General features: G+C 71.8%; 24 protein-coding genes and 2 tRNA genes. 14 read left to right on the top strand and 12 right to left on the bottom strand.

The window, feature by feature from the left end:
- Nucleotides 1–21: 21 nt before the first annotated feature.
- Nucleotides 22–1,458, bottom strand: coding sequence for an RNB domain-containing ribonuclease (locus tag ABD241_RS04485; protein WP_344058824.1), 1,437 nt, complete (start codon nucleotides 1,456–1,458; stop codon nucleotides 22–24).
- A 117-nt stretch (nucleotides 1,459–1,575) separates the two neighbouring features.
- Here ABD241_RS04485 and ABD241_RS04480 point away from each other — a divergent pair, with 117 nt between their 5' ends.
- Both ABD241_RS04480 and ABD241_RS04475 read left to right on the top strand, forming a co-directional pair.
- Nucleotides 1,576–2,325, top strand: a complete 750-nt coding sequence (locus ABD241_RS04480) for a YaaA family protein (RefSeq protein ID WP_344058822.1) — start codon at nucleotides 1,576–1,578, stop codon at nucleotides 2,323–2,325.
- 7 nt (nucleotides 2,326–2,332) lie between these two features.
- Entirely contained in the window at nucleotides 2,333–3,421 is a 1,089-nt protein-coding gene (locus ABD241_RS04475; RefSeq protein WP_344058820.1) for an SLC13 family permease, read from the top strand.
- A 160-nt stretch (nucleotides 3,422–3,581) separates the two neighbouring features.
- Here the strand turns inward: ABD241_RS04475 and ABD241_RS04470 are convergent, their stop codons facing one another.
- The 8 genes from ABD241_RS04470 to ABD241_RS04435 all read right to left on the bottom strand — a co-directional run bounded on the left by ABD241_RS04470 (nucleotide 3,582) and on the right by ABD241_RS04435 (nucleotide 9,014).
- Nucleotides 3,582–4,799, bottom strand: a complete 1,218-nt coding sequence (locus tag ABD241_RS04470) for an O-succinylhomoserine sulfhydrylase (RefSeq protein WP_344058818.1) — start codon at nucleotides 4,797–4,799, stop codon at nucleotides 3,582–3,584.
- Complete coding sequence (locus tag ABD241_RS04465; protein ID WP_344058816.1) at nucleotides 4,796–5,209, bottom strand: rhodanese-like domain-containing protein; 414 nt, start codon at nucleotides 5,207–5,209, stop codon at nucleotides 4,796–4,798. Before ABD241_RS04465 ends, ABD241_RS04470 begins: the two co-directional genes overlap by 4 nt.
- A gap of 24 nt (nucleotides 5,210–5,233) precedes the next feature.
- Nucleotides 5,234–6,220 carry a reverse transcriptase-like protein gene (locus tag ABD241_RS04460; RefSeq protein WP_344058814.1) on the bottom strand — a complete coding sequence of 329 codons (987 nt, stop codon included), beginning with the start codon at nucleotides 6,218–6,220 and terminating at the stop codon, nucleotides 5,234–5,236.
- A gap of 7 nt (nucleotides 6,221–6,227) precedes the next feature.
- Nucleotides 6,228–7,037, bottom strand: coding sequence for a zinc ribbon domain-containing protein (locus ABD241_RS04455; RefSeq protein ID WP_344058812.1), 810 nt, complete (start codon nucleotides 7,035–7,037; stop codon nucleotides 6,228–6,230).
- Nucleotides 6,965–7,861 carry a Nif3-like dinuclear metal center hexameric protein gene (locus ABD241_RS04450; RefSeq protein WP_344058810.1) on the bottom strand — a complete coding sequence of 299 codons (897 nt, stop codon included), beginning with the start codon at nucleotides 7,859–7,861 and terminating at the stop codon, nucleotides 6,965–6,967. Before ABD241_RS04450 ends, ABD241_RS04455 begins: the two co-directional genes overlap by 73 nt.
- Before the next feature lies 1 nt (nucleotide 7,862).
- Nucleotides 7,863–7,935, bottom strand: a tRNA-Val gene (locus ABD241_RS04445).
- Nucleotides 7,936–7,975: 40 nt separating this feature from the next.
- Complete coding sequence (locus ABD241_RS04440) at nucleotides 7,976–8,503, bottom strand: peroxiredoxin (RefSeq protein ID WP_344058808.1); 528 nt, start codon at nucleotides 8,501–8,503, stop codon at nucleotides 7,976–7,978.
- 94 nt (nucleotides 8,504–8,597) lie between these two features.
- Nucleotides 8,598–9,014 (bottom strand): DUF3052 family protein, encoded by a 417-nt coding sequence (locus ABD241_RS04435; RefSeq protein ID WP_142183838.1) that lies wholly within the window; start codon nucleotides 9,012–9,014, stop codon nucleotides 8,598–8,600.
- Between the two features lie 354 nt (nucleotides 9,015–9,368).
- Between ABD241_RS04435 and aceE the strand changes: the two genes are divergently transcribed.
- The 10 genes from aceE to fabF all read left to right on the top strand — a co-directional run bounded on the left by aceE (nucleotide 9,369) and on the right by fabF (nucleotide 22,167).
- A complete protein-coding gene (aceE, locus tag ABD241_RS04430; RefSeq protein ID WP_344058806.1) occupies nucleotides 9,369–12,140 on the top strand; it encodes a pyruvate dehydrogenase (acetyl-transferring), homodimeric type in 2,772 nt (923 codons plus the stop codon).
- Between the two features lie 135 nt (nucleotides 12,141–12,275).
- Nucleotides 12,276–13,700, top strand: a complete 1,425-nt coding sequence (argG, locus tag ABD241_RS04425; RefSeq protein WP_344058804.1) for an argininosuccinate synthase — start codon at nucleotides 12,276–12,278, stop codon at nucleotides 13,698–13,700.
- 100 nt (nucleotides 13,701–13,800) lie between these two features.
- A complete protein-coding gene (locus tag ABD241_RS04420) occupies nucleotides 13,801–14,766 on the top strand; it encodes an ABC transporter ATP-binding protein (protein ID WP_344058802.1) in 966 nt (321 codons plus the stop codon).
- Nucleotides 14,763–15,950 (top strand): ABC transporter permease, encoded by a 1,188-nt coding sequence (locus tag ABD241_RS04415; RefSeq protein WP_344058800.1) that lies wholly within the window; start codon nucleotides 14,763–14,765, stop codon nucleotides 15,948–15,950. The genes ABD241_RS04420 and ABD241_RS04415 overlap by 4 nt, the downstream gene beginning before the upstream one ends.
- A gap of 18 nt (nucleotides 15,951–15,968) precedes the next feature.
- Nucleotides 15,969–16,676, top strand: a complete 708-nt coding sequence (locus ABD241_RS04410) for a class I SAM-dependent methyltransferase (protein WP_344058798.1) — start codon at nucleotides 15,969–15,971, stop codon at nucleotides 16,674–16,676.
- Nucleotides 16,677–16,900: 224 nt separating this feature from the next.
- Nucleotides 16,901–18,229: a PucR family transcriptional regulator gene (locus tag ABD241_RS04405; protein WP_344058796.1), complete on the top strand. Its 1,329-nt coding sequence runs from the start codon at nucleotides 16,901–16,903 to the stop codon at nucleotides 18,227–18,229.
- Nucleotides 18,230–18,275: 46 nt separating this feature from the next.
- Entirely contained in the window at nucleotides 18,276–19,205 is a 930-nt protein-coding gene (locus ABD241_RS04400; RefSeq protein WP_344058794.1) for an ACP S-malonyltransferase, read from the top strand.
- A 136-nt stretch (nucleotides 19,206–19,341) separates the two neighbouring features.
- Nucleotides 19,342–20,394, top strand: a complete 1,053-nt coding sequence (locus ABD241_RS04395; RefSeq protein WP_425580679.1) for a beta-ketoacyl-ACP synthase III — start codon at nucleotides 19,342–19,344, stop codon at nucleotides 20,392–20,394.
- A gap of 102 nt (nucleotides 20,395–20,496) precedes the next feature.
- Nucleotides 20,497–20,745: an acyl carrier protein gene (locus ABD241_RS04390; protein WP_142183856.1), complete on the top strand. Its 249-nt coding sequence runs from the start codon at nucleotides 20,497–20,499 to the stop codon at nucleotides 20,743–20,745.
- A 171-nt stretch (nucleotides 20,746–20,916) separates the two neighbouring features.
- Nucleotides 20,917–22,167 carry a beta-ketoacyl-ACP synthase II gene (fabF, locus tag ABD241_RS04385; RefSeq protein ID WP_344058792.1) on the top strand — a complete coding sequence of 417 codons (1,251 nt, stop codon included), beginning with the start codon at nucleotides 20,917–20,919 and terminating at the stop codon, nucleotides 22,165–22,167.
- A gap of 121 nt (nucleotides 22,168–22,288) precedes the next feature.
- On the opposite strand, the gene ABD241_RS04380 is transcribed toward fabF, so the two are convergent.
- Nucleotides 22,289–22,804: a DUF3145 family protein gene (locus ABD241_RS04380; protein WP_142183860.1), complete on the bottom strand. Its 516-nt coding sequence runs from the start codon at nucleotides 22,802–22,804 to the stop codon at nucleotides 22,289–22,291.
- Between the two features lie 207 nt (nucleotides 22,805–23,011).
- A complete protein-coding gene (locus ABD241_RS04375) occupies nucleotides 23,012–23,353 on the bottom strand; it encodes a bifunctional 3-phenylpropionate/cinnamic acid dioxygenase ferredoxin subunit (protein WP_344058789.1) in 342 nt (113 codons plus the stop codon).
- 160 nt (nucleotides 23,354–23,513) lie between these two features.
- Here ABD241_RS04375 and ABD241_RS04370 point away from each other — a divergent pair.
- Nucleotides 23,514–23,587, top strand: a tRNA-Ile gene (locus ABD241_RS04370).
- 183 nt (nucleotides 23,588–23,770) lie between these two features.
- Here the strand turns inward: ABD241_RS04370 and ABD241_RS04365 are convergent.
- Nucleotides 23,771–24,418, bottom strand: coding sequence for a hypothetical protein (locus ABD241_RS04365; protein WP_344058787.1), 648 nt, complete (start codon nucleotides 24,416–24,418; stop codon nucleotides 23,771–23,773).
- Between the two features lie 1,116 nt (nucleotides 24,419–25,534).
- On the opposite strand from ABD241_RS04365, the gene ABD241_RS04360 reads away from it, so the two are divergent.
- The gene (locus ABD241_RS04360) at nucleotides 25,535–26,830 is read left to right on the top strand and encodes a M23 family metallopeptidase (protein ID WP_344058785.1); all 1,296 of its coding nucleotides are present in this window, start codon (nucleotides 25,535–25,537) and stop codon (nucleotides 26,828–26,830) included.
- Nucleotides 26,831–26,902: the final 72 nt, after the last annotated feature.

Below are 26,902 nucleotides of genomic sequence, written 5' to 3'. Positions count from 1 at the left end.
CCCGCTCGACGGCGGGAGGCGTCAGACCAGCGTGAGCGTGAGCGAGCCGGTGGAGACGTCCGCGGCGTCGACGCGTACGGCGACGGTCTCGCCCGTCGTGGCGCGCCCGGCCGCCCTCGCCACGACGGCGAGCTCGATCAGCTGGACGACGACGCCCTTGTCGTTCTCGTCGACGACGACCGCATCGAGGGTGCGCCCGAGGTAGGGCCGCAGCTCGGCTGCCTCGACGGCGTCGGTGCACGCGCGCTCGACCGCGTTGGTGCGACGGTCGGAGGTCGCCATGAGGTCGGGCAGCGTGGGCAGCGCCTCGCGGACCCACTGCGGCACCTCCTGCCCGGAGCACAGCGCCTCGCAGACCACCAGGCCGAAGCGGTCGACCAGACGGCGCAGCGGCGCGGTGACGTGGGCGTACGGGTTGGCGACGGCCGCGTGCAGCGGCTGCTCTGGCGCCGTCCCGTCGAACGGGGTGTAGCCCGCGCCGCGGAACAGGGACGTCGCCTCGTGGATGAGGGCGAGGTGCCGCGGGTTCGTCCGGTCCAGCGTGCGCAGGAACTCGCCGTAGGCCAGGCCCTCGGGCCACGACACACCGGCCGCGGCTGCCTGTCGGCGGAAACGGGCGAGGTCGCGCGGCTCCGGCGGAGGCATGGTGCGCAGGATGCCGACCTTGCCGCGGAGCATGAGGTCTGCCGCCCCCATGCCCGTGAGCAGCGAGATCTGGGCGTTCCAGTCCTCCGCGGCCAGCACCGGACGGAAGGAGATGCGGAAGGCGCCGTGCTCGTCCTCCTCGACCTCCTGCTCCGGCATCGGGAGACTCGCGCCGCCACGCCTGCGCTCGAGCAGCACGCGCTTCTCGCCGACCTCCTTGAGCAGCACGAGGCACTCCTCGGCCGTGCCGGCGTCGACCTCCTTCTGCACCTGCTCGTAGTCGTAGCGGCGGACGCTGCGCACCAGGGCCCGGTAGACCTCGACGGCTGTGCCCTCCCCGTCTGCGTCGAGCGTGATGTCCCAGACGAAGGCCGGCCGCACCTGGTCCGGCAGCAGGCTGGCAGCGCCCTCGCTGAGCTCGGCGGGGTGCAGCTGGACGCGCTCGTCGGGGCAGTAGACCGTCTGGCCGCGGCGCCGGGCCTCCGCGTCGACCGCTCCCCCGGCCCGCACGAACGCCGGCACGTCGGCGATCGCGTAGCGGACGCGGTAGCCGTCGCCCCGGCGCTCGATCGACATCGCCTGGTCGAGGTCCATGGAGCTCGGCGGGTCGATGGTGACGAACGGGACGGCCGTCTCGTCCCGCCCCGGGAGCGCCGCCGCACCGGCGGCAGCGGCCGCCTCGGCCACCACGTCGGGCGGGAACCGGTCGGGCACCTCGAACTCGCGCCGCACCGCCTCGAAGCGCTCCGCGAGCTGCTGTGCCACCCCGCCGGGCTGCGCTGCCGGGCGGAAGACGATGTGTCGCTTGGCCATGGCGCCACCCTATGCACGCGGCCACGGGGCCGCCCGGGGGCGCGCCTGTCCTCCCTGCGGGTCCCGACACGCGGGAGCAAGCGGACATCGGTCGGCTGGTTGCCTAGGCTGGCCCCCGTGCTCATCCTGCTCCCGCCGTCCGAGGGCAAGCTCCCACCACGGCGCGGACGCCCGCTAGACCTGTCCTCGCTGTCCTTCCCGGAGCTGACACCACTGCGGGAGTCGGTCCTCGAGACGGTGGCCCGGCTGAGCACGGAGCCCGATGCCGCGGCGCGCCTAGAGGTCAACCCCAACCTCGTCGACGACCTCGAGCGCAACACCCGGCTGCTGACGGCGCCCACGGCGACCGCCTCGCACGTCTACAGCGGCGTGCTCTACCAGGCGCTCGACCTCGACTCCCTCGACGCCGCCGCCAAGCGACGCGCGAACCGGTGGGTGGTCGTGGTCTCGGCCCTCTTCGGCGCCCTGCGGCTGTCGGACCGCATCCCCGCGTACCGCGTCAACATCTGCAGCGCCCTCCCCGGCGTCGGCCACCTGGCGCACGAGTGGCGTCGGGAGGTCTCCGCCGCGTTCGAGGAGTCGGTCAAGCCGCGCGAGCTCGTCGTCGACTGCCGGTCGAGCACGTATGCCTCCGTGTGGCGTCCCACCGGCGAGCGCGCCGAGCGCTGGGTGCACGTCACCGTCCCCGGCGCCTCGCACATGGCCAAGCACACCCGCGGCCTCGTGACGCGGGAGCTCGTGCAGGCGGAGGCTCCGCGAACGCCCGAGGCCCTGGCCGAGCGCCTGTCGGGGCGGTTCGAGGTCGAGCTCACTGCCCCGGTCCGCGCCGGCCGTCCGTGGCAGCTCGCCACGACGCCGAGGCCCTGAGGTGGTCGTGGACCTCGGCCAGCTCGTCGAGCGCGTCACCCCGATCCTGGTCTTCCTCGTCGCGATCACGGTGGTCGCGGAGATCTGCGACCTCGCCGGTCTGTTCGATGCCCTGGCCCACCGGGCGGCGCGTGCGGCCAGGGGCAGGGTCGTGCTGCTGTGGCTGCTCATCGTCGGGCTCGCCGTCGCCTGCACCGTCCTGCTGAGCCTGGACACCACGGCCGTGCTGCTGACGCCGGTCGCCATCACGGTGGCGCGCCAGGTGCGCGCCCCGGCACTGCCCTTCGCCATGACGACGCTGTGGCTGGCCAACACCGCCTCCCTGCTGCTGCCGGTCTCGAACCTCACGAACCTGCTGGCCCTGCATCCGTTTGCGGAGCTCCACGTCGGCACGCTCGACTACATCCGGTTGATGGCATGGCCGGCACTCGCGGCCATCCTCGCCACGGTGGCCGTGTTGTGGCTGCTGCACCATCGCGACTTGCGCCTCACCTACTCGACGCCACCGCCGGCCTCCCCGCACGACCGGCTCCTGATGCAGATCAGCGGCGGCGTGTGCCTGCTGCTCGCGCCGGCGTTCGTCGTCGGCATCCAGCCGGCCCTCGCGGCCCTGCCTGCGGCCGTGGTCCTCCTGGCCGCGACCTACTGGCGCGCCCCCGAGCTGCTCCGCCGCATCCGGCTGCCGTGGCTGACCGTGATCGGCATCTGCGTGCTCTTCGTCGTGGTCGACGCCGCCCTTCGGCTGGGCCTCGAGCAGTGGCTGCGCACCGTCGTGGGGCACGGCAGCGGCGTCGTGGCCCTGCTGCGGGTCAGCGGCGTCGGTGCCCTCACCTCCAACGCGATCAACAACCTGCCCGCCTACCTCGCGCTCGAGCCCACCGTGACGGACTCGGCCACCCGGCTGGCGGCGCTGCTGGTCGGCGTCAACGCCGGGCCGATCGTCACGATGTGGGGATCCGTGGCCACCCTGCTGTGGGCCTCCCGCTGCCGCTCCGCCGACCTGTCGGTCGAACCCGGCCGGATCGCCCGCACCGGCCTGCTCTGCGCCGTCCTCGCCGTCAGCGCAGCGACCCTCGCCCTCGCCGCGACCTCCTGATCGAGCCTCGGGCCTCCTGCCGGTTCGAGGTGATCCCGGCAGAGTTCCGCGACCGGTATCACCTCGATCGGGAGCCACCTCCTGCGGGTTCGAGGTGATCCCGGGAGAGTTCCGCGACCGGTATCACCTCGAACCGCGAGGAGAGAGGCTCCTGGCGAGGTCAGCCGAGGGCGCGGGCCAGGTCGTCGACGAGGTCGCGGACGTCCTCGAGGCCGATGGAGACGCGAAGGACCCCGTCGGTGATGCCGACGGCCGCGCGGGCCTCCGGGGCGAGCCGCCGGTGGGTCGTCGTCGCCGGGTGCGTGATGAGCGACTTGGAGTCACCGAGGTTGTTGCTGATGTCGATGACCTCGAGCGCGTTCATGAGCGCGAAGGCCTCGTCCTTGCCGCCGTCGAGCTCGAAGGTGACGACGGTGCCGCCCGCGGCCATCTGGCGCTTGGCGAGGTCGTGCTGCGGGTGCGACTCGAGGAAGGGGTGCACGACGCGCGTCACCTTGGGGTGCGACTCGAGGAAACGCGCCACCTCCAGGGCGCTGTCGGCCATCCGCTCCACGCGCAGCGACAGGGTCTCGAGACCCTTGACGAGGACCCACGCGTTGAACGGCGACATCGAGGGCCCCGTGTGGCGCATGAGGTTCTGCACCGGGCCGTCGACGAACTCCTTGGGGCCGAGCACCGCGCCGCCGAGGGTGCGCCCCTGGCCGTCGATGTGCTTGGTCGCGGAGTAGACGACGATGTCGGCGCCGAGCTCGAGCGGCTTGGAGAAGACCGGGGTGCCGAAGACGTTGTCGACCACGACCTTCGCACCGGCCGCGTGCGCCAGCTCGGTGACAGCGGCGATGTCGACGAGCTCCTGCATCGGGTTGCTCGGCGTCTCGAAGAAGACGGCGGTCGTCGGCTCGGACAGCGCCGCACGCCACTGGTCGAGGTCGGCCCCGTCGACGAAGACCGTCTCGACGCCCCACCGGGGCAGGATCTCGTCGAGGATGACGAAGCACGACCCGAAGAGCGCGCGCGAGGACACCACGCGGTCGCCCTTGCCGAGCAGCGCCGCCAGCGCGACGAAGACGGCGGACATGCCCGAGCCGGTGGCGAAGCACGCCTCCGCGCCCTCGATCTGGCGCAGCCGCTCCTCGAACATCGTGACCGTCGGGTTGCCGTAGCGGGAGTAGACGAAGCGGTCCACGTCGCCCTTGAACGCGGCCTCGGCGTCCTCGGCGGTCTGGTAGACGTAGCCGGAGGTCAGGAAGATGGCCTCCGACGTCTCGTCGAAGTTGCTGCGGGACAAGCCGCCTCGCACCGCGACGGTGTCCGGTCGCCAGGTGCTCCCGGACCGCTCGGACGGGTCGGCGTTCGGCTGGTTCGCTTCGGCGCTCATCCCTGCACCCACGGCAGGCCCGCGACCTTCCAGCCGGCGACGGTGCGGTGGCGGGTCTCGTCGTGCGGGCCCTCGAAGCCGTGCAGGACGTTGTGCGACCGGGACCACCCCTGCTGGGTGGCCGTCGTCGCCGCCGAGACGGATCGCACGCCGGAGCGGCACAGGAAGTAGACGGGCGCGTCCTTGGCGACCCCTGCCGCCTCCAGCTGCGCGGTGAAGCGGTCGTTGACGCGGCCGTCGGGGTAGGTCTGCCACTCGATGAGGACCGGCTCCTTGCCGATCTCGGCGAGGTCGGGCAATCCCACGTAGGACCACTCGGCCCGGGTGCGCACGTCGACGAGCACCGCACCGGGCTCGTCGCGCAGGGCCGTCCAGGCCTGCTCGGGGGTCACGTCACCGGCATAGCTCATGGACCGAATATCGCACAGCGTCCGTCAGGCGAGATGGTCGGTCCGATTGGTGAAAGCGACTGAGGCGGAACCGTCCTCCCACACCTCGACGGCTGTGAGGCTCCCGGGCGCGGTCGCCAGCGCCCAGAACCTCTCGGGCGGGGTGCCGAGGACGTCGCTGAGCACCGAGAGGACGCCTCGCCGGTTCGTCAGCGCCACGACGGTGCCGCCGCGAGCCACGAGCGAGCGGTATGCCGTCCGCACCGTCTCGTCGACGCCGTCGCCCGGCGCCTCTCCCGACCACTCGCGCGAGGTCGCGGCGGTGGACCCCAGCGCCGCAGCGAGCTCGCCCGCGAGGCGACCGGCGAGGATCTCGTCGGATCCGACCACCGCGGCGGACGGACCGACGAGGCGCCGCACGGCCGCAACGATCCTCGAGGTGGACGCCTCCTCGAGGGGGGTCTGGACGAGCAGCAGCCGCAGCGGCCCGCCGCGCGGCTCACCGGATTCGCGCTCGCCCGGCTGCTCGGCGGGGGTGCCGGAGCCGGCCCCGTCGCCCGCGTCGTGCGCGACGAGGACGCGGTGGACGCTCTTGCCGTCCATGGCCTCGTTGCTCAGGGCGTCGGCGTCCTTGTTCTTCTCGCGCGGCACCCACTCGAAGTCGACGCTGCCGCCGGCCCGCGAGATCTGCGTGCACAGCTCACGCGCCTCGAGCGCGAGGCGCCGCATGTCCTCGTGCTTGATCTTCCAGCGCCCGGACATCTGCTCCACGACGAGCTTGGAGTCCATCTTCACGCGCACGCCGGCACCGGGGTCGATGTCGATCACCGCCCGCAGTCCCGCGAGCAGGCCGGAGTACTCGGCGACGTTGTTGCTGGCCGTGCCGAGCGGCTCGGCGAGCTCGACGAGCACGCGGCCGGTGGAGGGGTCGCGCACCAGGGCGCCGTAGCCGGCGACACCGGGGTTGCCGCGGGAGCCACCGTCGGCCTCGACGACGAGCCGGCGGGCGGAGCCTCGGGAGGCGGCGCTCACCGGCCGCTCACAGGCCGGACTCTCCCGTGCGGATCATGATCCGCCGGCACTCCTCGCAGCGCACGACCTCGTCCTCCGGCGCCTTGCGGATGCGGTCGAGGTCGACGTTGTTCAGCTCGAGGCGGCAGCCGCCGCACCGGCGGTGGCGCAGCTCGGCCGCGGCGAGGCCACCGCTGCTCGCGCGGATCTTCTCGTAGAGGGCGGCGAGGTCGTCACCGATGCCGGCGACGATGTCGGCCCGCCCCGCACCCACCGTGGCGGCCTCAGCGTCAAGGGTCGTCAGCGCGGCGTCGCGCTCGGTCTCGAGCCCCTGCACGCGCTCGACCAGCTCGGCACGGCGGGCCTCGAGCTCGGCGACGCGCGCCGTGAGGGTCTCGGCACGCTCCATCACCTCGAGCTCGAGCTCCTCGAGCTCGGCCTGCCGCCGGGCCAGCGAGGTGAGCTCGTGCTGGAGCGCCTGCAGGTCCTTGGCGCTGCCGTGTCCGGCGTCGAGGCGGGCCTGGTTGCGCGCCGCCCGGTCGCGCACCAGCTGCACGTCCTGGTCCGACTTGGTCAGCTCGCGCTGGACGTCGCCGGCGGCCGTGCGGGCGTTGACGATCTGCGTCTCGAGGGTCTGCAGCTCGCGACGGGCGGCCTCGAGGGCGGGCGTCTGGGGCAGCGTCGCCTTCGCGTGCCTGATCTGGTCGAGCCGGGTGTCGATGGCCTGCAGGTCGAGCAGGCGCCACTGGCGGGACGGGTCGGCTTTCAGGACACACCTCCGGTTGGGGGGACCGCGCGGTCGGGCTGCGCGGCATTGGCACCGACGACGAACGTCCACGGCTCGGTGCGCTGGGTTGAGACTCTGGCCTCGACCCTAGTCGCTGCCGCGAGCTCGCCGAGCGTCGCCAGCAGGCGCTCCCGGCAGCTCTCGAGCCACAGCGACTCGGTCGCCCAGTGCCCGGCGTCGATGAGGTACGGCCGGCCACCACGTGCCTCCTCGCGGGCCTCGAGGACCGGGTGGTGACGCAGGTCGGCGGTGACGTAGACGTCGGCGCCGCTGGCCCGCACGTCGTCGAAGCGGTCGTCGCCGGTGCCGCCCATCACGGCGACCGTCCGGACGGTTCCCTCCGGGTCGCCGCTGACGCGGATGCCGCCCGCTGTCGCCGGCAGCGCCGCGGCCACGGCGTCGGCGAACTCGGCCAGGCTCACGGGTGCCGCCAGGTCGCCGACCCGGCCGGCGTTCTCACCGGAGAGTGGGCGCTGGTCGGTCAGGCCGAGGGCGTTGGCGAGCACGGTGGACACACCCGGCTCGGCGACGTCGGCGTTGGTGTGACCCACCCAGAGCGCCACCCCGGCGCGCACGAGCGCGGTGACGGAGGAGCCCTTGGCGCTCGTCGTCGCGACCGAGTGAACCCCGCGGAGCAGGAGCGGGTGGTGCGTGACGAGCACGTCGGCGCCCCACTCGCGGGCCTCGTCGATGACGGCGAGGGTGGGGTCGAGGGCAAGGAGGATGCGGCGTACGGGCTGGTCGAGGTCGCCCGTCACGAGGCCCACCCGGTCCCAGTCGGCCGCGCTGTCGAGGGGGTAGAGCGACTCGAGCGCCGCGACGACGTCGCGAAGACGCAGGTCGTGGTGCTCGTGCTCGCGGGCGGGATCGTCCACGTGGGCCCGGCCGGGCTCGAACCGACGACACCCGCGGTGTAAACGCGGTGCTCTACCAACTGAGCTACAGGCCCCTGATGCGCCGGGTGACCAGGAGTCACCGGCAGGCGGCGGTCAGCCTACGGCATCGGGCGAGCTCGCGCGGAGGCTCGCCAGCGCCTCCCGGTAGGCCGTGAAGTCGCGACCGTGCCCGATGTCGCGCACCTCGGTCCACACGATGGTCCCGGACCGGTCGATGAGGAAGGTGCCCCGCAGCGCGAAGCCGTCCTCGTCGTTCAGGACGCCGTAGCGCCGGGCCACCTCACCGTGCGGCCAGAAGTCCGACAGGAGCGGGAAGAAATGCCCTTCGGCGTCGGCCCACGCGCGCAGCGTGTACATGGAGTCGCACGAGATGGCGAAGACCTGGATGTCGCCGTCCTGGAAGTCCTCGAGCCCGTCGCGGATCTCGCGCAGCTCACCGCGGCAGATCCCCGAGAACGCCGCGGGGTAGAAGACGACCACCGCGTTCTTGATGCCGCGCACCGCCGACAGGCTGACGTCGACGCCGTACTGGTCGACCAGGGTGAAGTCGGGGGCGGGCTCGCCGACGCGGAGCGGCGCGGACGCCTGGACTCCGGTGTCGGTCGGGTGCGCGTTGGTCATGGCGGCAAGTGTGACATCACTGCCCGGGGGCGTGCGCCACCCTCGACAGGCACCCCGACAGGCACCCTCGACGACGCCGCGACGCGCGGCTCGGTCAGCGGCGCGGGCCCTTCGGCGGCATCAGGCGCGTGGCCGCCCAGTCCGCAGCCACGTTGACCTGCCCGCCGGTGATGAGGCCGGCCGTCGACGCGGCCTCCTCGACCACGCTGGCGTCCACGTGGCCCGGGCGCCCTGCCTTGGGGGTGAGCAGCACGATGAAGCCCTGGTCGAACAGCTTCGTGAGGCCGTCGACCATGAGGTCGACGAGGTCGTCGTCGCCGTCGCGGTACCAGATCATCACCCCGTCGGCGCCGTCGTTGAACTCCTCGTCCTCGAGCTCGCTCCCGATGACGTCCTCGAGAGCGAACCGCAGGTCGTCGTCGACGTCGTCGTCATAGCCGAACTCCTGGATGACCTGCCCCTTGGCAAATCCGAGCTTGCTGAAGGACGCCGCTCCCGCGGTCTCGCTCACTGTCACCGGTCCCTTCGATCGTCGCTGGCTGGTGGCGCTCTCGCGCCCTGTCGCCGCAGTACGTGCCACGACATCAGTGCACTGGCTCCGACGCTATCGCGCAAGGCGGGCTCGGGTCGGGACAATGCAGACGCCGCGCCCAAAGGCGCAGGCCCGGGCGCCCGAGGAGGCGGACGGCATACGCCCTCGCGGCCCTCCCTCGCCCGCACCCCGGCGGGGCGTATGCCGTAGCAGAGCGGACCGCGGGAGGGACCCAATTGTGACGGCCGCCACCGTTGGGTAGAGGATGGATGGGTGCAGCGCCGTGGCCGACCGGCCGCGGGCGCCGCCTCGCGACGAGAAAGGACCCACGACGTGGCATCCGAGGCCGGACCGATCCTCAACGGGATCCCCAGTCAGCTCCCGGACATCGACCCGGACGAGACGCAGGAGTGGATCGACTCCCTCGACGCCGTCCTCGACGAGAAGGGCCGGACGCGGGCGCGCTACATCATGCTCAAGCTCATCGAGCGTGCGCGCCAGCAGCAGGTCGGCGTCCCGTCCCTGACGGCCACCGACTACATCAACACCATCCCGCCCGAGCGCGAACCGTGGTTCCCCGGTGACGAGGAGATCGAGCGCGAGATGCGCCGCTACATCCGGTGGAACGCCGCGGTCATGGTGCACCGCGCGCAGCAGCCGGGCATCGGCGTCGGCGGCCACATCTCGACGTACGCGAGCGCCGCGACGCTCTACGAGGTGGGCATGAACCACTTCTTCCGCGGCAAGGACCACCCCGGCGGCGGCGACCAGATCTACTTTCAGGGCCACGCCTCCCCCGGCATGTACGCCCGCAGCTTCCTCGAGGGCCACCTGTCCGAGGCGCAGCTCGACGGCTTCCGCCAGGAGAAGAGCCACCTCGTCGACGGCAAGATCGAGGCCCTGCCGTCCTACCCGCACCCGCGGCTGCTCCCCAACTACTGGGAGTTCCCGACGGTGTCGATGGGCATCGGCCCGATGAACGCGATCTACCAGGCGCAGTTCAACAAGTACCTCCACAACCGCGGCATCAAGGACACCAGCCAGCAGGACGTGTGGGCCTTCCTCGGCGACGGCGAGATGGACGAGCCCGAGTCGCGCGGCCTGCTGCAGCTCGCGGCCAACGAGGAGCTCGACAACCTCACCTTCGTCATCAACTGCAACCTGCAGCGGCTCGACGGCCCGGTGCGCGGCAACGGCAAGATCATCCAGGAGCTCGAGGCGTTCTTCCGCGGCGCCGGCTGGAACGTCATCAAGGTCATCTGGGGCCGTGGGTGGGACCCGCTGCTCGCCGCCGACCGCGACGGGGCGCTCGTGCACGTCATGAACACCACGAGCGACGGCGACTACCAGACCTTCCGTGCCAACGACGGCAAGTACGTCCGCGACCACTTCTTCGGTCGCGACCCGCGCACGGCCAAGATGGTCGAGAGCTGGACCGACGACCAGGTGTGGTGGGACCTCAAGCGCGGCGGCCACGACTACCGCAAGGTCTACGCGGCGTACAAGGCGGCGCGCGAGCACAACGGCCAGCCGACCGTCATCCTCGCGAAGACGATCAAGGGCTACAGCCTGGGCTCGCACTTCGCCGGCCGCAACGCCACGCACCAGATGAAGAAGATGACGCTGGACGACCTCAAGGCCTTCCGCGACAGCCTGCGCATCCCGATCACCGACGAGCAGCTCGAGGCCAACCCCTACCAGCCGCCGTACTACCACCCCGGCGCCGACAGCGAGGTCATCAAGTACTCGGTCGACCGTCGCCAGAAGCTCGGTGGCACGCTGCCGAGCCGCCGCGTCGACTTCGAGCCGGTCAAGCTGCCCGGCGACGAGGCGTACGCCCAGGTCAAGAAGGGCTCGGGCAAGCAGGAGGTCGCCACGACGATGGCGTTCGTGCGCCTGCTCAAGGACCTGCTGCGCGACAAGGAGTTCGGCAAGCGGGTCGTGCCGATCATCCCCGACGAGGCGCGGACGTTCGGCATGGACGCGTTCTTCCCGACGATCAAGATCTACAACCCCAACGGGCAGAACTACACGCCGGTCGACGCCGAGCTGATGCTCGCCTACCGCGAGAACGTCAGCGGCCAGATCCTGCACCTCGGCATCAACGAGGCCGGCTCGGTCGCGGCGTTCACGGCTGCCGGCACGTCCTACGCGACGCACGGCCAGCCGATGATCCCGGTCTACGTCTTCTACTCGATGTTCGGCTTCCAGCGCACGGGCGACTCGATCTGGGCGGCCGCCGACCAGATGACCCGCGGCTTCCTCATCGGCGCCACGGCCGGTCGCACCACCCTGACCGGTGAGGGACTGCAGCACGCCGACGGGCACAGCCCGCTGCTGGCCGCGACCAACCCGGCCGTCGTGCACTACGACCCGGCGTACGCGTACGAGATCGCGCACATCGTCCAGGCCGGGCTCGAGCGGATGTACGGCCAGGGCAAGACGCCCGAGGAGTCGAACGTCATCTACTACCTCACCGTCTACAACGAGCCGCTGCAGCAGCCGAAGGAGCCGGACGACGTCGACGTCGAGGGCATCCTGCGTGGCATGCACCGGATCGCGCCCGCGAACACCGAGGGCTGGACGCACGAGCCGGCCCGCGCCCAGATCCTCGGGTCGGGCGTCGGCGTGCCGTGGGCGCTCGAGGCGCAGCAGCTGCTCGCCGACGACTGGGGCGTGGCCGCCGACGTGTGGTCGGTGACCTCGTGGAACGAGCTGCGCCGCGACGGCCTGGCCGCCGACGAGCAGGAGTTCCTCTCCCCCGACGCCGAGAAGCGCGTGCCCTGGGTGACGCAGTGCCTCCAGGGCACCGAGGGCCCGGTCGTGGCCGTGTCCGACTACATGCGGGCCGTGCAGGACCAGATCCGCGAGTGGGTCCCCGGCACCTACGCCTCGCTCGGCGCCGACGGCTTCGGCTTCTCCGACACCCGCCCGGCAGCGCGCCGCTTCTTCCACATCGACGGCCCGTCGGTCGCGGTGCGGACGCTGCAGCTGCTCGCCAAGGAGGGCAAGGTCGACGCCGACGTCCCGCGTCGCGCCGCGGAGAAGTACCGCCTCGACGACGTCACGGCCGGTACCTCCGGCAACGCGGGCGGCGAGAGCTGACCCTCTCCCGCTGACGTATGCCGTGTGGCCCGGTCCCGCTCCTGGGACCGGGCCACACGCATCCCCGGTGCCGGGCACCTCAGGACCTCGGAGGCGATTGGATAGGTATGCGCGCCTATGCATATACTTACATTCATGTCCAAGGTCCTGACCTCGCTCCCCGTCGGTGAACGTGTCGGCATCGCCTTCTCCGGCGGCCTCGACACCTCTGTTGCTGTCGCGTGGATGCGCGAGAAGGGCGCCGTGCCCTGCACCTACACGGCGGACCTGGGCCAGTACGACGAGCCCGACATCGACTCCGTCCCCGGTCGCGCCGGCCAGTACGGCGCCGAGATCAGCCGCCTCGTCGACTGCAAGGCCGCGCTCGTCGAGGAGGGCCTGTCGGCCATCGCGTGCGGCGCGTTCCACATCCGCAGCGGCGGCAAGACGTACTTCAACACGACTCCCCTGGGCCGCGTGGTCACCGGCACGCTCCTCGTCCGCGCCATGCAGGAGGACGGCGTCTCCATCTGGGGCGACGGCTCGACCTTCAAGGGCAACGACATCGAGCGCTTCTATCGCTACGGCCTCATGGCCAACCCGAGCCTGCGCATCTACAAGCCGTGGCTCGACGCCGACTTCGTCACCGAGCTCGGTGGCCGGCACGAGATGTCCGAGTGGCTCACGGCGCGCGACCTGCCCTACCGCGCCTCCGCGGAGAAGGCGTACTCCACCGACGCCAACATCTGGGGCGCGACGCACGAGGCCAAGACCCTCGAGTTCCTCGACGAGTCGATCGAGGTCGTCGAGCCGATCATGGGCGTCAAGTTCTGGGACCCGTCCGTCGCCATCGAGACGGAGGACGTCACGGTCCGCTGGGAGCGCGGCCGCCCCGTCGCCGTCAACGGCACGGAGTATGCAGACGCGGTCGCCCTCGTCGACGCGGCCAACCGCATCGGTGGCCGTCACGGCCTGGGTATGAGCGACCAGATCGAGAACCGCATCATCGAGGCGAAGTCGCGCGGCATCTACGAGGCCCCGGCCATGGCGCTGCTGCACATCACCTACGAGCGCCTCCTCAACGCCATCCACAACGAGGACACGATCGCCAACTACCACGCCGAGGGCCGCAAGCTCGGCCGCCTTCTCTACGAGGGCCGCTGGCTGGACCCGCAGTCGCTCATGGTGCGCGAGTCGCTCCAGCGCTGGGTCGCCTCGGCGGTCACCGGCGAGGTCACGCTCCGCCTGCGCCGCGGCGACGACTGGTCGATCGTCAGCACCTCGGGCCCGGCGTTCAGCTACCACCCCGAGAAGCTGTCGATGGAGCGCACCGAGGACGCCGCGTTCGGCCCGGTCGACCGCATCGGCCAGCTGACGATGCGCAACCTCGACATCGCCGACTCGCGCGCCAAGCTCGAGCTGTATGCCGCCCAGGGCCTGCTCGGCTCCGACGCGCACGACCTGGTCGGCGAGCTCACCCCGGGCGGCGCAGCCGCGATCTCGGCCAACCCTGCCGCGATCGACGTCGACGAGCAGGACGACGCGTTGGACCGCGCCGCGATGGAGTTCGGCACCGACTGAGCGTCGGGCGCGGCCCGACGGTCCGCGCCGACGGAAGGCTCCCGTCACACGGGTCCTCGATCGCCCCGTGTCCGGGAATGGCCGGGGTTAGCGTTGAGGCATGGCCCTCGAGGTCCGCGACGTGGCGTACTCCTACAGCGAGCGGGTGGCGCTCGCCGGAGTCGACTTCGAGATCTCGCCCGGCGTCCTCACCGGTCTGCTCGGGCCCAACGGCGCGGGCAAGACCACCCTCATGCGGATCATGCTCGGGGTGCTGGCGCCCGACAGGGGCGAGATCCGCCACGACGGCCGCCCCGTCGACAGCGAGGCGCGGCAGCGCTGGGGATACATGCCGCAGGAGCGCGGCCTCTACCCCGGCATGCCGGTCGGCGAGCAGGTCGTCTACTTCGGCCGGCTCCACGGGCTGTCCAGGACGGAGGCGACCATCCGCGCACGCAGCCTGCTCGACGAGCTGGGCCTGACGGACCGGTGGGACCAGCGCACCGACAAGCTCTCGGGTGGCCTGCAGCAGCGGCTCCAGCTCGCGACCGCCCTCGTCCACCACCCGGAGGTCGTCGTCCTCGACGAGCCGTTCGCGGGGCTCGACCCGGTAGCGGTGGCGGAGCTCTCGGACAGCCTCCGCGAGCGCGCCCGCGCCGGCTGCACCGTGCTCTTCTCGAGCCACCAGCTCGACCTGGTCCAGAACCTGTGCGAGGACATCCTCATGGTCGACGAGGGGCGGATCGTCCTGCGCGGTCCGCTCTCGGCCCTGCGCGCGGCCTCGACGGGCGTCCAGCTGCGCGTCAGCGTGCATGCCGCCGATCGGCGCTGGCTCGACCGCTGCCCCGGCGCCACCGTGGTCAGCGAGGAGGCCGACGAGGTCCGCATCGCGATCCCCCGCGGCACGGACCCCCTGACGGTCCTCGACGCCGCGCGGGCGGCCGGCCCCGTGGACGACTTCGGCCTCGACCTGCCCTCGCTCTCCCAGCTGTTCCTCGAGGCGGTGACACCCGACGCGGGCGCTCGCACGACGGGCGGGGCGGAGCAGGCGCTCGCCGCCGAGGCGACCCCCGGGAGGGCCCGATGAGCTGGTGGCACGGGACAGCACTGGTCTACGGCCGTGGGCTGCGCGAGCAGCTGCGCTCCAAGACCTTCAAGGTCGTGACGCTCCTGCTCCTGTTGCTGTCCATCGCCGCCGTCGTGGTCCCCAAGCTCATCGCCGGCGGTCCGGCGACGTACACGCTCGCCACCGTGGGGCCCGCCCCTGCGGCGCTGAGCACGACGGTGAGCGCGGCGGCCAAGGACGGAGGCTTCCGGACGGCATACGTCGAACGTGCCGACGAGGCCGCGGTCAAGGACGCGGTGCAGCACGGTGACGCGACCGTGGGCATCGTGGGGAACCGGATGTACGTCGCCGAGCGCAACGCGGGCGCCTTCCCCGGCATCGTCGCCCAGGCCCTCGTCCGGCTCGAGACCGCGCGCATGCTGACCGGCTTCGGTCTCACCGGCGACCAGCTGTCGCAGCTCGGCTCCATCCGGCCGCCCCAGCAGGTGATCGTCGCACCCACGCAGAACCAGGGCCGCGCGAACGTCGGCTTCGCGGTGGGCCTCGTCCTCTACCTGGCCCTGCTCTTCAGCGGCCAGGTCATCGCCATGACGGTCGCGACGGAGAAGGCGACGCGCATCTCGGAGGTCCTGCTCGCCATCCTGCGACCGAGCCAGGTCCTGGTGGGGACCGTGCTGTCCGTGGCGACCGTCGCCACGATGCAGCTGCTCGTCCTGGCGGTCCCGATGCTCGTGGGCGCCTCGGCGACGGGCTCGTCGTGGCTGCCCGCCCTCGCCGCACCGGACGTCGCACTCGCCCTGACGTGGTTCTTCCTCGGCTTCAGCCTCTTCGCCTTCCTCTACGCCGCGGGAGGGGCCCTGGTCGACAAGGTGACCGAGGCCGGCAGCGCCGTCCTGCCCGTGACGGTGCTGATCATCTCCGGCTACCTGCTCGGCGTCGTCGTCGTCCTGGGCAACCCGAGCTCGGTGTGGAGCGTCGCCGCGTCGCTCTTCCCCCTCACCGCACCCCTGACGATGCCCATCCGCTGGGGTGCGGGCGACGTGCCGGTCTACCAGCTCGTCCTCTCGCTGCTCCTCACGGCCCTGGCCTGCCTCGGCTGCATCTGGCTCGCCTCGACGATCTACCGCAGGGCGCTGGTCATCACCGGCCGTCGGGTGCACCTCGCCGAGCTCTTCCGGCGCGGGAAGGCATCGTCGCGCCGGTAGCCCCGATAGGGTCCACCGATGCGCGAGATGACCGACCGTGAGCACGTGGGGACCCAGTACGCCAGCGTCGACCGGCTGGAGACACGCAGGAGCGTGTGGGGACCGGGCCCCGACGGCGTGTCGCCGGTCGACGTGCTGCGGACGCTCGTCGTGTCGTCGGCGGCGCGGCGCGTCGTCGAGGTCGGCTGCGGCACAGGGAAGTTCGCTCGTTCCGTCCTGGAGGAGGCGCCCGGCACCGACTACGTCGCGACGGACCTGTCCCCCGCCATGGTCGAGGCCACCCGCGCGCTCGGCGTCGCCGCCGAGGTGGCACCGGCCGACCGGCTGCCCTTCGCCGACGGCTCGTTCGACGGCGCGGTCGCTGCCTGGATGCTCTACCACGTCCCCGACCTCGACCGGACGCTCGCCGAGCTGCGCCGGGTGCTGCGGCAGGGCGGTCACCTCTTCGTCGCGACGAACGGCCGCGAGCACCTGGCCGACCTGCTGCGCGCGGCCGGCGGCGAGCCGCTCGTCACGCAGTTCAGCTCTGAGAACGCGGCCGAGGTCCTCGGACGTCACTTCGAGCACGTCGTGCAGCGCGACATCGAGACCCGCGCCACCTTCCCCGACCACGCCGCCGCTCGCGCCTATCTGGCCACCTTCGCGCCCACGTTGGCCGACACGCTGCCGCACTTCGACGGCCCGAGGACGTATGCCGGCCGCACTGCCGTCCTGTCGGCGCACTGATCTGCCCGCCGGGACTCGATCGGGGTGGTGAGCGCACCTCGGAGACAGGGGTGCGCGCCTCCCCCAGAGGTGCGCGGTGCGGCTCGCACTCCTGGCACCTGGCCGCACGGCTGGCCGAACGCCGCACCTCCGAGGCACCCGGCGTAGCCGGGACGGGCGACCGCGCGCGGGCCGTTTGTGAGCGGCATACAAACTCTGCGACCGACCAGCCCTAGGCTGGCCCGGTGAGCGACCAGCGGCGGCATCCGAGCGAGGCGACGTCACGGGCCGTCGAGCGCAGCGCCGGCGAGCTCGCGACCCTCGCCTCCCAGCGCATGGACGAGCACCTGCGCTGGTACCGCGAGCTGTCGGCGGAGGAGCGCTCCCAGGTCGGCCTGGTGGCCCAGGCGGGGATCTCGCAGTTCATCGCGTGGTTCCACCAGGAGGAGAGCCACCCGCCGTCGGCCATCTCGATCTTCGCCAACGCGCCGCAGGAGCTGACCCGGTCGGTGAGCCTGCGCCAGACCCTCGACCTCGTGCGCACCGTCGTCGACGTCGTGGAGTCGCGGGTGGAGAGCCTCGCCGGACCCGGCGACGAGCAGCTGCTGCGCGAGTCCGTGCTGCGCTTCTCCCGAGAGATCGCCTTCGCGGCGGCCGAGGTCTACGCCGGGGCCGCCGAGGCCCGAGGCGCCTGGGACGCCCGCCTCGAGGCGCTCGTCGTGGACGGCGTGCTGCGTGGCGAGGCGGACGACTCCATGCAGTCCCGCGCCAGCGCCCTGGGGTGGGGAGACGTCGCCGACGTCACGTTCGTGGTCGGCACCACCCCCGCCGTGGTCGGCGGCACGGTGCCGGCGGTGGACGACCTGCGGCGCTCGGTGCGCCAGCACGGCGTGGAAGCCCTTGCCATCGTGCAGCGCTCGCGGCTCATCGCGATCCTCGGCGGCACCCGTGAGGCGCTCCGGGTGGTCGAGGAGGTGTCCGACTGCTTCGGTCCCGGCCCCATCGTGCTCGGGCCCACGGTGCCGCACCTGTTCGCGGCCGGCCGCTCGGCCCGGGCCGCGCTGAGCGGGCTCTCGGCCGCCGCCGCGTGGCCCGAGGTTCCTCGCGTGGTCGAGTCCGACGCCTTGCTGGCCGAGCGCGCCCTCGCCGGCGACCCGCAGGCGCGACGCCTCCTCGTCGACCGCGTCCACCGACCGCTCGCCTCGGCGAGCCACGCAGCCCTGCTCACGACCGCGACGGCATACCTCGAGAGCGGCGGGGCGCTCGAGGCCACGGCCCGCAGCCTGTTCGTGCACCCGAACACCGTGCGCTACCGGCTCGGCCGGATCTGCGACGCCACGGGCTACGACCTCACGGTCCCCAGGGAGGCCTGGACGGTGCGCGTCGGCCTCTCGCTCGGCCGCCTCGCGGGGGCCGGTACCACTCCGCCGCCGAGCGCCGCCGCAACCGGACGCGCCGGCTCGCTCGCGAGCTCGACGGTGGGGTCGCCCGGGGGCTCCTTCGCGCGCCTGTCCACGCCCAGCACCACCGGGCTCTTGGAGGAAACCTCCAAACTATCCGAGACGACTTCGTGACATTCGACGGCGGGGTCGGCGACCTCGAGCAGGAAGGGTTGGAGTCGTGCTAGCGATCGTGTGCCCCGGACAGGGCTCCCAGACCCCCGGCTTCCTCACCCCGTGGCTCGAGCTCGACGGCGTCCGCGAACAGCTGACCGCCCTCGGCCAGGCCGCCGGGCACGACCTCGTCGCGCACGGCACCGAGTCCGACGCCGAGACCATCAAGGACACGGCGGTCGCGCAGCCGCTCATCGTCGCTGCCGGCCTCGTGACCGCCTCGGCCCTGTTCCCCGAGCGCGACGAGCTCGACGCCACCGGTGCGGTGCTCGCCGGCCACTCGGTCGGTGAGCTGACCGCCGCCGCCCTGGCCGGGGTGCTGACCGACCAGCAGGCGATCTCGCTCGTGGCGACGCGCGGTCGCGCCATGGCGAAGGCGAGCGCGGTCACGCCGACCGGCATGACCGCGGTGCTCGGCGGCGACCCCGACGAGGTGCTCGCGGCTCTCGAGGCGCAGGGCCTGACCCCCGCCAACGTCAACGGCGCCGGGCAGGTGGTCGCTGCCGGCACGCTCGAGCAGCTCGAGGCGCTGCGGGAGACGCCGCCGGCCAAGGCCCGCGTCATCCCGCTGCAGGTCGCCGGAGCGTTCCACACCCGGCACATGGCCCCGGCAGTCGACGCCATGGCAGCCGCCGCGGCAGACATCACCCCCGCGAACCCCCACCTACGGCTGCTGTCCAACGCCGAAGGCGCCACGGTGGCCGACGGTCCCGACGCGCTGCAGCGCCTCGTGCGCCAGGTGAGCAACCCGGTGCGCTGGGACCAGTGCATGGAGACGATGCTGGCCCTCGGCGTCACCGGCCTGATCGAGCTGGCCCCGGCCGGCACCCTGGTCGGCCTCGCCAAGCGCGCCATGAAGGGCGTCGAGACGCTCGCCGTCAAGACTCCCGACGACCTCGACGCCGCCCGCACCCTCGTCCAGACCCACACGGCCTGATGGCACGGCCCCTGACTGGCGCGGCAGCCCCGGCAGGGGCACGCTCGAAGCAGGTGCTGCGCGGCGGTGACCCCGTCGTCGCACTCGCCGAGCGCCGCTCCACCCACCTGAACCCTCACCCTCGAGAAGGCCTCACGTGACTTCCCCCAGCACCGTGCCGACGCCCAAGGGCACCGGCACCCTCGTCGACAACGGCGCCCTGCGCCACTCGCGGATCCTGGGCGTCGGCGCCTACCGTCCCGCGCGCGTCGTCATGAACTCCGAGATCGTCGACAAGATCGACTCGAGCGACGAGTGGATCCGCGAGCGCTCCGGCATCATCAGCCGCCACTTCGCGGCCGATGACGAGAGCGTCATCGACATGGCCGAAGCCGCCTCGCGGCAGGCCATCGAGCACGCCGGCATCGCACCGGAGCAGATCGGGTTCGTCCTCGTGGCCACGGTGACGCACCCGTACCAGACGCCCGCCGCCGCGCCCGAGCTCGCCTCGCGCCTCGGCTCCACCGCGCCTGCCATCGACATCTCCGCTGCGTGCGCCGGCTACTGCTACGGCGTCGCCATGGCGAGCGACATGGTCAAGGGCGGCTCGGCCGACTACGTCCTCGTCGTCGGCGTCGAGAAGCTGAGCGACTTCACCGACCCCTACGACCGCGGCAGCGCCTTCATCTTCGGCGACGGTGCCGGCGCCTGCGTCATCGGCCCGAGCGACACCCCCGGCATCGGCCCGACCGTGTGGGGTTCCGACGGCACCCAGCGCGACGCGATCACCCAGAAGCAGGCGTGGACCGACGTACGCGAGTCCTGGCAGTCCGCCCAGGCCGACAAGAACGTCTGGCCCGCCATCGGGATGGCCGGCCAGACCGTGTTCCGCTGGGCCGTGTGGGGCATGGCGCCCGTCGCCCAGCAGGCCATCGACAAGGCGGGCATCAAGGCCGACGACCTCGACGCCTTCATCCCCCACCAGGCCAACATCCGGATCATCGACGCGATGGTCAAGCAGCTCAAGCTGCCGGCCGACATCCCCGTCGCCCGCGACATCGTGACCACCGCCAACACCTCGGCCGCCTCCATCCCGATCGCCACGACGCGCATGCTCGCCGAGAAGGAGATCCCGAGCGGCGGTCTCGCCCTCCAGATCGGCTTCGGCGCCGGACTGGTCTATGCCGCCCAGGTCGTCGTGCTGCCCTGAGCCCTCCCAGCCGGGCAGCCTTCACGCTCCCGCCGGTCCCGACGGGTCATTCGGGCCACGGAACGACATCCGCCACGCACACCACACACAAGGAGTAGACAGATGGCTCAGTCCGAGCAGGAGATCCTCGAGGGTCTTGCCGAGATCGTCAACGAGGAGACCGGCCTCGACACCGCGTCCGTCGAGATGGACAAGTCCTTCACCGAGGACCTCGACATCGACTCCCTCTCGATGATGACGATCGTCGTCAACGCCGAGGAGAAGTTCGGCGTGCGCATCCCGGACAGCGAGGTCAAGAACCTCAAGACCGTCCGCGACGCCGTCACCTACATCGCCGGCGCGCAGTCCTGACACGCCGGTCGGCGCCCGGCAGCACTGAGCCACCGGGCGCCGACCTGCAGGCCGGCGGCGCCGCCGCGTGACGCCCTCACGAGCCGCTCGTGCCAGCCTCGAACCGCCGCACCCGATCGCCGTCCACCAACCCCTCGCACCACCCGACCCCACCCAGAGGAGCACGTCACCATGACGTCCAATCGCGACCGACGCGTCGTGGTCACCGGCCTCGGCGCCACCACGCCGCTCGGCGGCACCGCCACGGAGACGTGGGAGGCCCTGCTCGCCGGCCGGTCCGGCGCCCGCCCCATGGACTTCGACTGGGTCGCCAAGTACGAGCTCCCGGTCACCTTCGCCGCCACCATCGCCACCAGGCCCGACGAGGTCCTGACCAAGGTCGAGACCCGCCGTCTCGACCCCTCCAGCCAGTACGCCCTCATCGCCGCCCGCGAGGCCTGGGCCGACGCGGGCAAGCCCGAGGTCGACCCCGAGCGCCTCGGCGCGGCCATCGGCTCCGGGATCGGCGGCGTGTGGACGCTGCTCGACCAGTGGGACAACCTGCGCGAGAAGGGCCCGCGCCGGGTCTACCCGCTCGCCGTCCCGATGCTCATGCCCAACGGCCCGGCCGCCGCGGTCTCGCTCGACCTCGGCGCACGTGCCGGCGCCCACACCACCGTCAGCGCGTGCGCGTCGGGTGCCGAGAGCATGGGCTACGCCATCGACATGATCCGCACCGGGCGTGCCGACGTCGTCGTCGCCGGCGGCACCGAGGCCGCAGTGCACGCTCTGCCGATCGCCGGCTTCGCAGCCATGCAGGCGCTCTCGACGCGCAACGACGAGCCGGAGAAGGCCTCCCGTCCCTACGACACCGGCCGTGACGGCTTCGTCCTCGGTGAGGGGGCGGCCGTCATCGTCCTCGAGTCGGAGGAGCACGCCCGCGCCCGCGGTGCTCGCATCTACGCCGAGCTCGCGAGCGTCGGCATGTCCGCCGACGCGCACCACATCACGGCTCCCGAGCCCAACGGCTCCGGGGCGTCCCGCGCCATGCGGTATGCCGTCGAGCGGGCCGACCTGTCGCTGACCGACATCATCCACATCAACGCGCACGCCACCTCGACGCCCGTCGGGGACGTAGCCGAGTACAACGCCATCAAGCGCGCGTTCGGCGACCACACCGAGGCCCTCTCGGTGACGGCGACCAAGTCCATGACCGGTCACCTGCTCGGCGCTGCCGGGGCGCTCGAGGCGGTCATCACCATCCAGTCGATCCACCACCGGCTCGTGCCTGCGACCATCAACCTCGACGACCAGGACCCGGAGATCCCCCTCAACGTCGTGACGGGCGAGGCTCAGCGACTGCCCGAGGGCGACATCGCGGCCCTCAACAACTCCTTCGGCTTCGGCGGCCACAACGTCGCCCTGGCGGTCCGGAGCGTCTGAGGCAGGGTCCTGCCGCACGCATCGCGTCGGTGAGCGACGAGGGCCCGGGAGCACGAACCGCCCGGGCCCTCGTCGTCTCCCACCGCCGACGAGCGGTCTGGCCGTGGCGCCGTGGCGCCGGTCAGCCGACCTTGTGCAGCCAGCGGACGGCCGCGCCGTCGCCGGCGTAGCGGAAGACCTCGAGCTCCTCGTCCCACGGCACGCCGAGCAGCAGGTCGACCTCGTCCTGCAGGGCCTCGACGTCCCCACGCGTACGCAGGATCGCCTCGCGGAGCCGGTCCTCCTGGACGACGGCGTCGCCCGACGCCGACGTCATGGCGTGGTGGATCCCGAGGCTGGGTGTGTATGACCAGCGCGCCCCGTCACAGCCCGGTGAGGGGTCCTCGGTGACCTCGAAGCGCAGGCCGTCCCAGCCGCGCAGTGCACTGGCGAGCGCGGCACCGGTGCCCGGCGCGCCGGACCAGGCCAGCTCGGTGCGCACCATTCGGGGCGCTGCCGGCTGCGGGATCCAGTCGAGCGTCACCTGCTGGTCGAGGACGGCCTCGACTGCCCACGTGATGTGCGGGCACAGCGGGGCGGGGGCCCCGTGTACGAACAGGACCCCACGTGTCGTGCTGCGCGGCATCGCCACAGACATCCGAACCTCCTGAAGTTGCAGGGACGTCTTCCCCAACGCCTGCTTCTTCACGGTCCCGGCGGCCTGCCCGGTGCCAAGCGATCACGACGTGCTCATCGGCGAGCACCCGCTCATTGTGCACCATGGGGCACAGCGGCACCAGCAACCCCACGGGTCGAAATGCCCCGATTTGGAACCGGACGCTCGCGCCGCTGGGCCGGCCGGCGCTCACGCCGTGGCGGGTACGCCCGGGTGGAGGTAGACGTCGTCGCCACGGACATCCACGCGATGGGTCCTGACCGGTTTCGTCGCAGGCAGGCACATCGGCCTGCCGTCGGCCAGGCAGAAGCGGGTCGCGTGCAGCGGGCACTCCACCTCCCCCGCCTCCACCCAGCCTTCGGCGAGCGACGCATCCTCGTGCGAGCAGGTGTCGTCCAGCGCGTAGTAGGTGCCGTCGTCGTCGCGGAAGAGCGAGATGGGCTCGTCGGTGCCCGTCAGTGCGGTGTCGAGCACGAGCGCCTCCCCGGGCTCCACGTCATCGACCGCGGCAACCCGGATGCCGTCACTCATGCTGTCTCCTCCTCGCACCGGCCAGGTCTGGTCCCCGCGAGCCTAGGGGGTGGCGCGGCGACCCTCCCGACGGCCCCGCCCCTCACCGGGCATCCGAGCTCGCGCGATGCCTCGCTAGACTCCGTGCCGACCTCGTCGGGCGACGTCCTGCGACGGTTCCGGGGCAGTAGCTCAGCCGGTCAGAGCAGCGGACTCATAATCCGTCGGTCCAGGGTTCAAGCCCCTGCTGCCCCACTCGACGGACAGACACCCTCAGGAGTGCGCAAACGCCCTCGTCACGCAGTGCGTGGCGAGGGCGTTGCTCCTCGTAGCCTGAAAGACGCTCCTGCCCCATGCAGTCAGGCAAGGGCCAGAGATTCGGTCACCAGCGCCGTGGCGGTGAGGGTTGGCGCTGCCGTCGGGACAGGCTGCCCCCGGTCAGTGGTCGCCCACCCTGTCGAGAGGGCCGCAGAGCGCCGGGGCCGTGGCCTCCATGGGGAGGCTCGCGCTCAGGTCGCTCACGCCGAGCACGTAGTCGTACTTCTTGTTGCCGTTGTAGTCGATCCCATGGACCACGATGACGGCGTTCTCGTGCCGGACCGCCATGGCCATGTCATGGGTGAGCTTGATGCTGCGGGTGTACGTGTACGTGCCCACCTGCGGGAAGCGGGCGATGGCCAGCGCGCTGGCGGGGCTCGTGTCACCCCTGGTGGTCAGGGAGGTGCCCACCGGACCGTAGTCCCCGAGGCCGTCCGTGGTGCTCATGGACCGGCGGCCGTTGTGCTTGGTGGCATCGTCGGCCTCCGGGCACTCGCCCTCGCCCTTGGCGTGGATGTGCATCGCGTGCGGGGCTGTGATCAGCCCTCTCACCCTGACCGTGACCCACGCGGTGTCACCGACCAAGCGCACTGAGGCGGATCCATGGGCATCCACGCGGTTGGTGGGGACCGGGTCGAGCGACGTGGAGAAGACGGAGGGGTCGCCACCGGTGTGGGCGGCCGCGACGGCTTGGGACCCGGACGCCGCCGCGAAAGCAAGGAGCACGGGTGCCGCACTGGCGGCGGCGATCAAGAATGTTCTGCGCATTTTTTATCCCTTGAAGGTTTGGGAATTATCGCGATCTCGTGTGTTTCGACAAGGTTTGCGAAGCACCAGTTCTTTTCCTGGATCGCGCTGGACGACGCACCGGAGCACCCGATACGGCGGGAACACGGCCAAAAGCGCCGAAGCTGGACGCAGCGCAGATCAGCCGCGAATCACTCTCTCCTGCAGCCATATTGGGCTGCTTATCGACCGTACGCGCATGACGAGTGGTGAAACAAGGCACCCAGCCGCCATAGGAATACGACATCGGGAAGGCATGTCACGCATTCTGCGGTTCTGCACCCGCTGTTCGACGCACAAGTTTCAATCAACAGACCCTTGGTCATTCGGATAACGGCTGGTCTCATCGGCCCCCGGCGCTCACGGGCGCGTATTCGGCGCGACGGAGCGCATTTGATCGGTACGTTCGTGACCGTCGACGGAGCTGCGACCGGAGCCCTTGCCGGGCGATCCACGCTCACGCTCACCTGCCCACCCACCAACGGCCGGCGAGTGGGGGCCCGCCGGCCGTCTGCGCCTGAGGTCCGCTCACGGCCCTTTCAGCATCCAGACGGCGTTGGGGGTGCAACACGGGCCGGGGGTGGGAGGCAGGCCACGAGCGCGTCGACCGCGAGCGGTCGCACCATCTGGAGGAGGCGACACGACCCTTCTCCCGAGAAGGGGCCGCAGCGCATCCAGTGACTAGTCTGCACCTTCTCCACCCGCGGTGGTGGCCCAATGCACAGATCCGATAAACCGGACAAAGCAGCTGCTCGGCCGCGCGGCGCCGAGGACGAGGGCCTCGTCGCGGCGGAGCACCAGGACGAGTGGCGCTGGACCTCTCGGGAGGCTGACAAAGTGCCACATCCGTCACATCCGGCACTGATCGCGTCCGCTTTTCGCCGGAAGGCGCCCTCCGCCCGAGAGCCACCCATATGGTGAAGGGGACCGGCCGACCCGGACGGGGAGCGCGTGGGGGCGCGCGACCGCAGGGCACGTCCGGTTACGGCGGAGGTGTCTGCCGGGAGAGGTTCGTGGTGACAGTTTCGCCTTCGAGGGGGTGGCCCGCAGGTGCGTACAGCCGATGAGAGACGTGGTCCGCGTGTCCTGAACATCAGGATGAGTGGTCGTCTTGTCCCGTTCGCAGCAGCTCTGCTGCTCTTTGCCATGCTGCCGTTCCTCGGCGGCGGCCCGACCAGGCCGCCGACCGAGTCGGTGGTCCTGGCCGCCGGGTCGCCCGCCGCCGTCCAGGACGCGGTCCAGGCGGTCGGCGAGGCCCGGGACCAGCTGGCGGGGCTCGACGGTGCGGCACCGGGTTCCACCGCACCCGCCGGGTCCGTCCTGGCATCCGCCATCGGCGGCGGGCTCTTCCTGTTCCCCGCCGTCAACCTGGCACCCGTGACTGCCGGCGCGTTGGTGTCCCCGCTGACGGGGGTGCCGCTCTTCATCCATCCCGTGCCCGGCGACGAGGTCTCACCGTTCGGCCCACGCATCCACCCGCTGCTGGGACGACCCATGTTCCACACGGGCATCGACCTCGCGGCGCCCTGTGGCACGCCCATCCACGCCGCCGCCGACGGCACCGTGGTCTACGCCCGTGTCTCTGCCTCGTGGGGCGGGCGCACGATCATCGAGCACACCCCCACGGTCAAGACGGCCTACGGCCACCAGTCGCAGTTCCTCGTCACCGAGGGCGAGAAGGTCAAGCAGGGTCAGGTCATCGGCCTCAGCGGGACCACCGGCTGGTCCACCGGCTGCCACCTGCACTTCGACGTCATCATCAACGACCGTTACGTCGACCCGGCCCCGTACCTCGGCTTCGCGGCATCCGCGGCCGCATCGGTGCCGTATGCCGCCGTCCCCTCCCTCGTGCTCGACCGCGGCGGAAGCGTGATCCAGACCGTCGAGGACGGAGACGTGCCGCTGGCCGACGCGAGCGTGGTACCGATTTCTGCGGCGCCCGCCGTGGCAGCTGCCTCGAGCGCGCCAGCCGCGCCCAAGCCGCCTGTCGCGCCGAGCCCGACGGCCTCCACGGCGGTGCCGAGCGCGCCGACCACCACGCCGGCCAGCACGGTGGCGCCCAGCCCGGCGACCACGACGACGAGCGCCCCGTCGACCACGACGAGCGCCCCGTCGACCACGAGCAGCCCGCCCGCCACGACCACCAGCGCGCCGGCTCCGACCCCCGACGCACCGACCTCGACCTCCGCGGCGCCGACATCGACGGCCACCGCCACCGCCACGGTGACGGCGACGGCCACCCAGGTGCTGACCACCGCGACGGAGGTCGCCACGACCGCCGCGGCAGCGACCTGCTCACCCTCGACAACGGGCACGAGCAGTCCGGCCAGCCCGAGCGACCCCACCTGCGTCGACCCGAAGTCGTCGACCGCCACGGCCAGCAGCGGAGGCTGAGCCGACCGGACGCCACCGACCCGCTCTTCGTTCGGCCCCCGTGCACGCCCACGGGGGCCGAACGCATACGGC

Origin of the sequence: Terrabacter lapilli (assembly GCF_039531305.1) — a bacterium.
Lineage (GTDB): Bacteria > Actinomycetota > Actinomycetes > Actinomycetales > Dermatophilaceae > Terrabacter > Terrabacter lapilli.
Note: the sequence above shows the minus strand (reverse complement) of the source record. Positions and strands in the feature narration are given on the sequence as shown.

Excerpts from the sequence above, each read along its gene's own strand:
- ABD241_RS04415 (WP_344058800.1), top strand. The coding sequence starts at position 14,763 with ATGAGCTGGTGGCACGGGACAGCACTGGTCTACGGCCGTGGGCTGCGC.
- ABD241_RS04410 (WP_344058798.1), top strand. The coding sequence starts at position 15,969 with ATGCGCGAGATGACCGACCGTGAGCACGTGGGGACCCAGTACGCCAGC.
- ABD241_RS04365 (WP_344058787.1), bottom strand. The coding sequence starts at position 24,418 with ATGCGCAGAACATTCTTGATCGCCGCCGCCAGTGCGGCACCCGTGCTC.
- ABD241_RS04440 (WP_344058808.1), bottom strand. The coding sequence starts at position 8,503 with ATGACCAACGCGCACCCGACCGACACCGGAGTCCAGGCGTCCGCGCCG.
- ABD241_RS04390 (WP_142183856.1), top strand. The coding sequence starts at position 20,497 with ATGGCTCAGTCCGAGCAGGAGATCCTCGAGGGTCTTGCCGAGATCGTC.
- ABD241_RS04485 (WP_344058824.1), bottom strand. The coding sequence starts at position 1,458 with ATGGCCAAGCGACACATCGTCTTCCGCCCGGCAGCGCAGCCCGGCGGG.
- ABD241_RS04420 (WP_344058802.1), top strand. The coding sequence starts at position 13,801 with ATGGCCCTCGAGGTCCGCGACGTGGCGTACTCCTACAGCGAGCGGGTG.
- ABD241_RS04380 (WP_142183860.1), bottom strand. The coding sequence starts at position 22,804 with ATGTCTGTGGCGATGCCGCGCAGCACGACACGTGGGGTCCTGTTCGTA.
- fabF (WP_344058792.1), top strand. The coding sequence starts at position 20,917 with ATGACGTCCAATCGCGACCGACGCGTCGTGGTCACCGGCCTCGGCGCC.
- ABD241_RS04465 (WP_344058816.1), bottom strand. The coding sequence starts at position 5,209 with ATGAGCTATGCCGGTGACGTGACCCCCGAGCAGGCCTGGACGGCCCTG.
- ABD241_RS04360 (WP_344058785.1), top strand. The coding sequence starts at position 25,535 with ATGAGTGGTCGTCTTGTCCCGTTCGCAGCAGCTCTGCTGCTCTTTGCC.
- ABD241_RS04470 (WP_344058818.1), bottom strand. The coding sequence starts at position 4,799 with ATGAGCGCCGAAGCGAACCAGCCGAACGCCGACCCGTCCGAGCGGTCC.
- ABD241_RS04375 (WP_344058789.1), bottom strand. The coding sequence starts at position 23,353 with ATGAGTGACGGCATCCGGGTTGCCGCGGTCGATGACGTGGAGCCCGGG.
- argG (WP_344058804.1), top strand. The coding sequence starts at position 12,276 with ATGTCCAAGGTCCTGACCTCGCTCCCCGTCGGTGAACGTGTCGGCATC.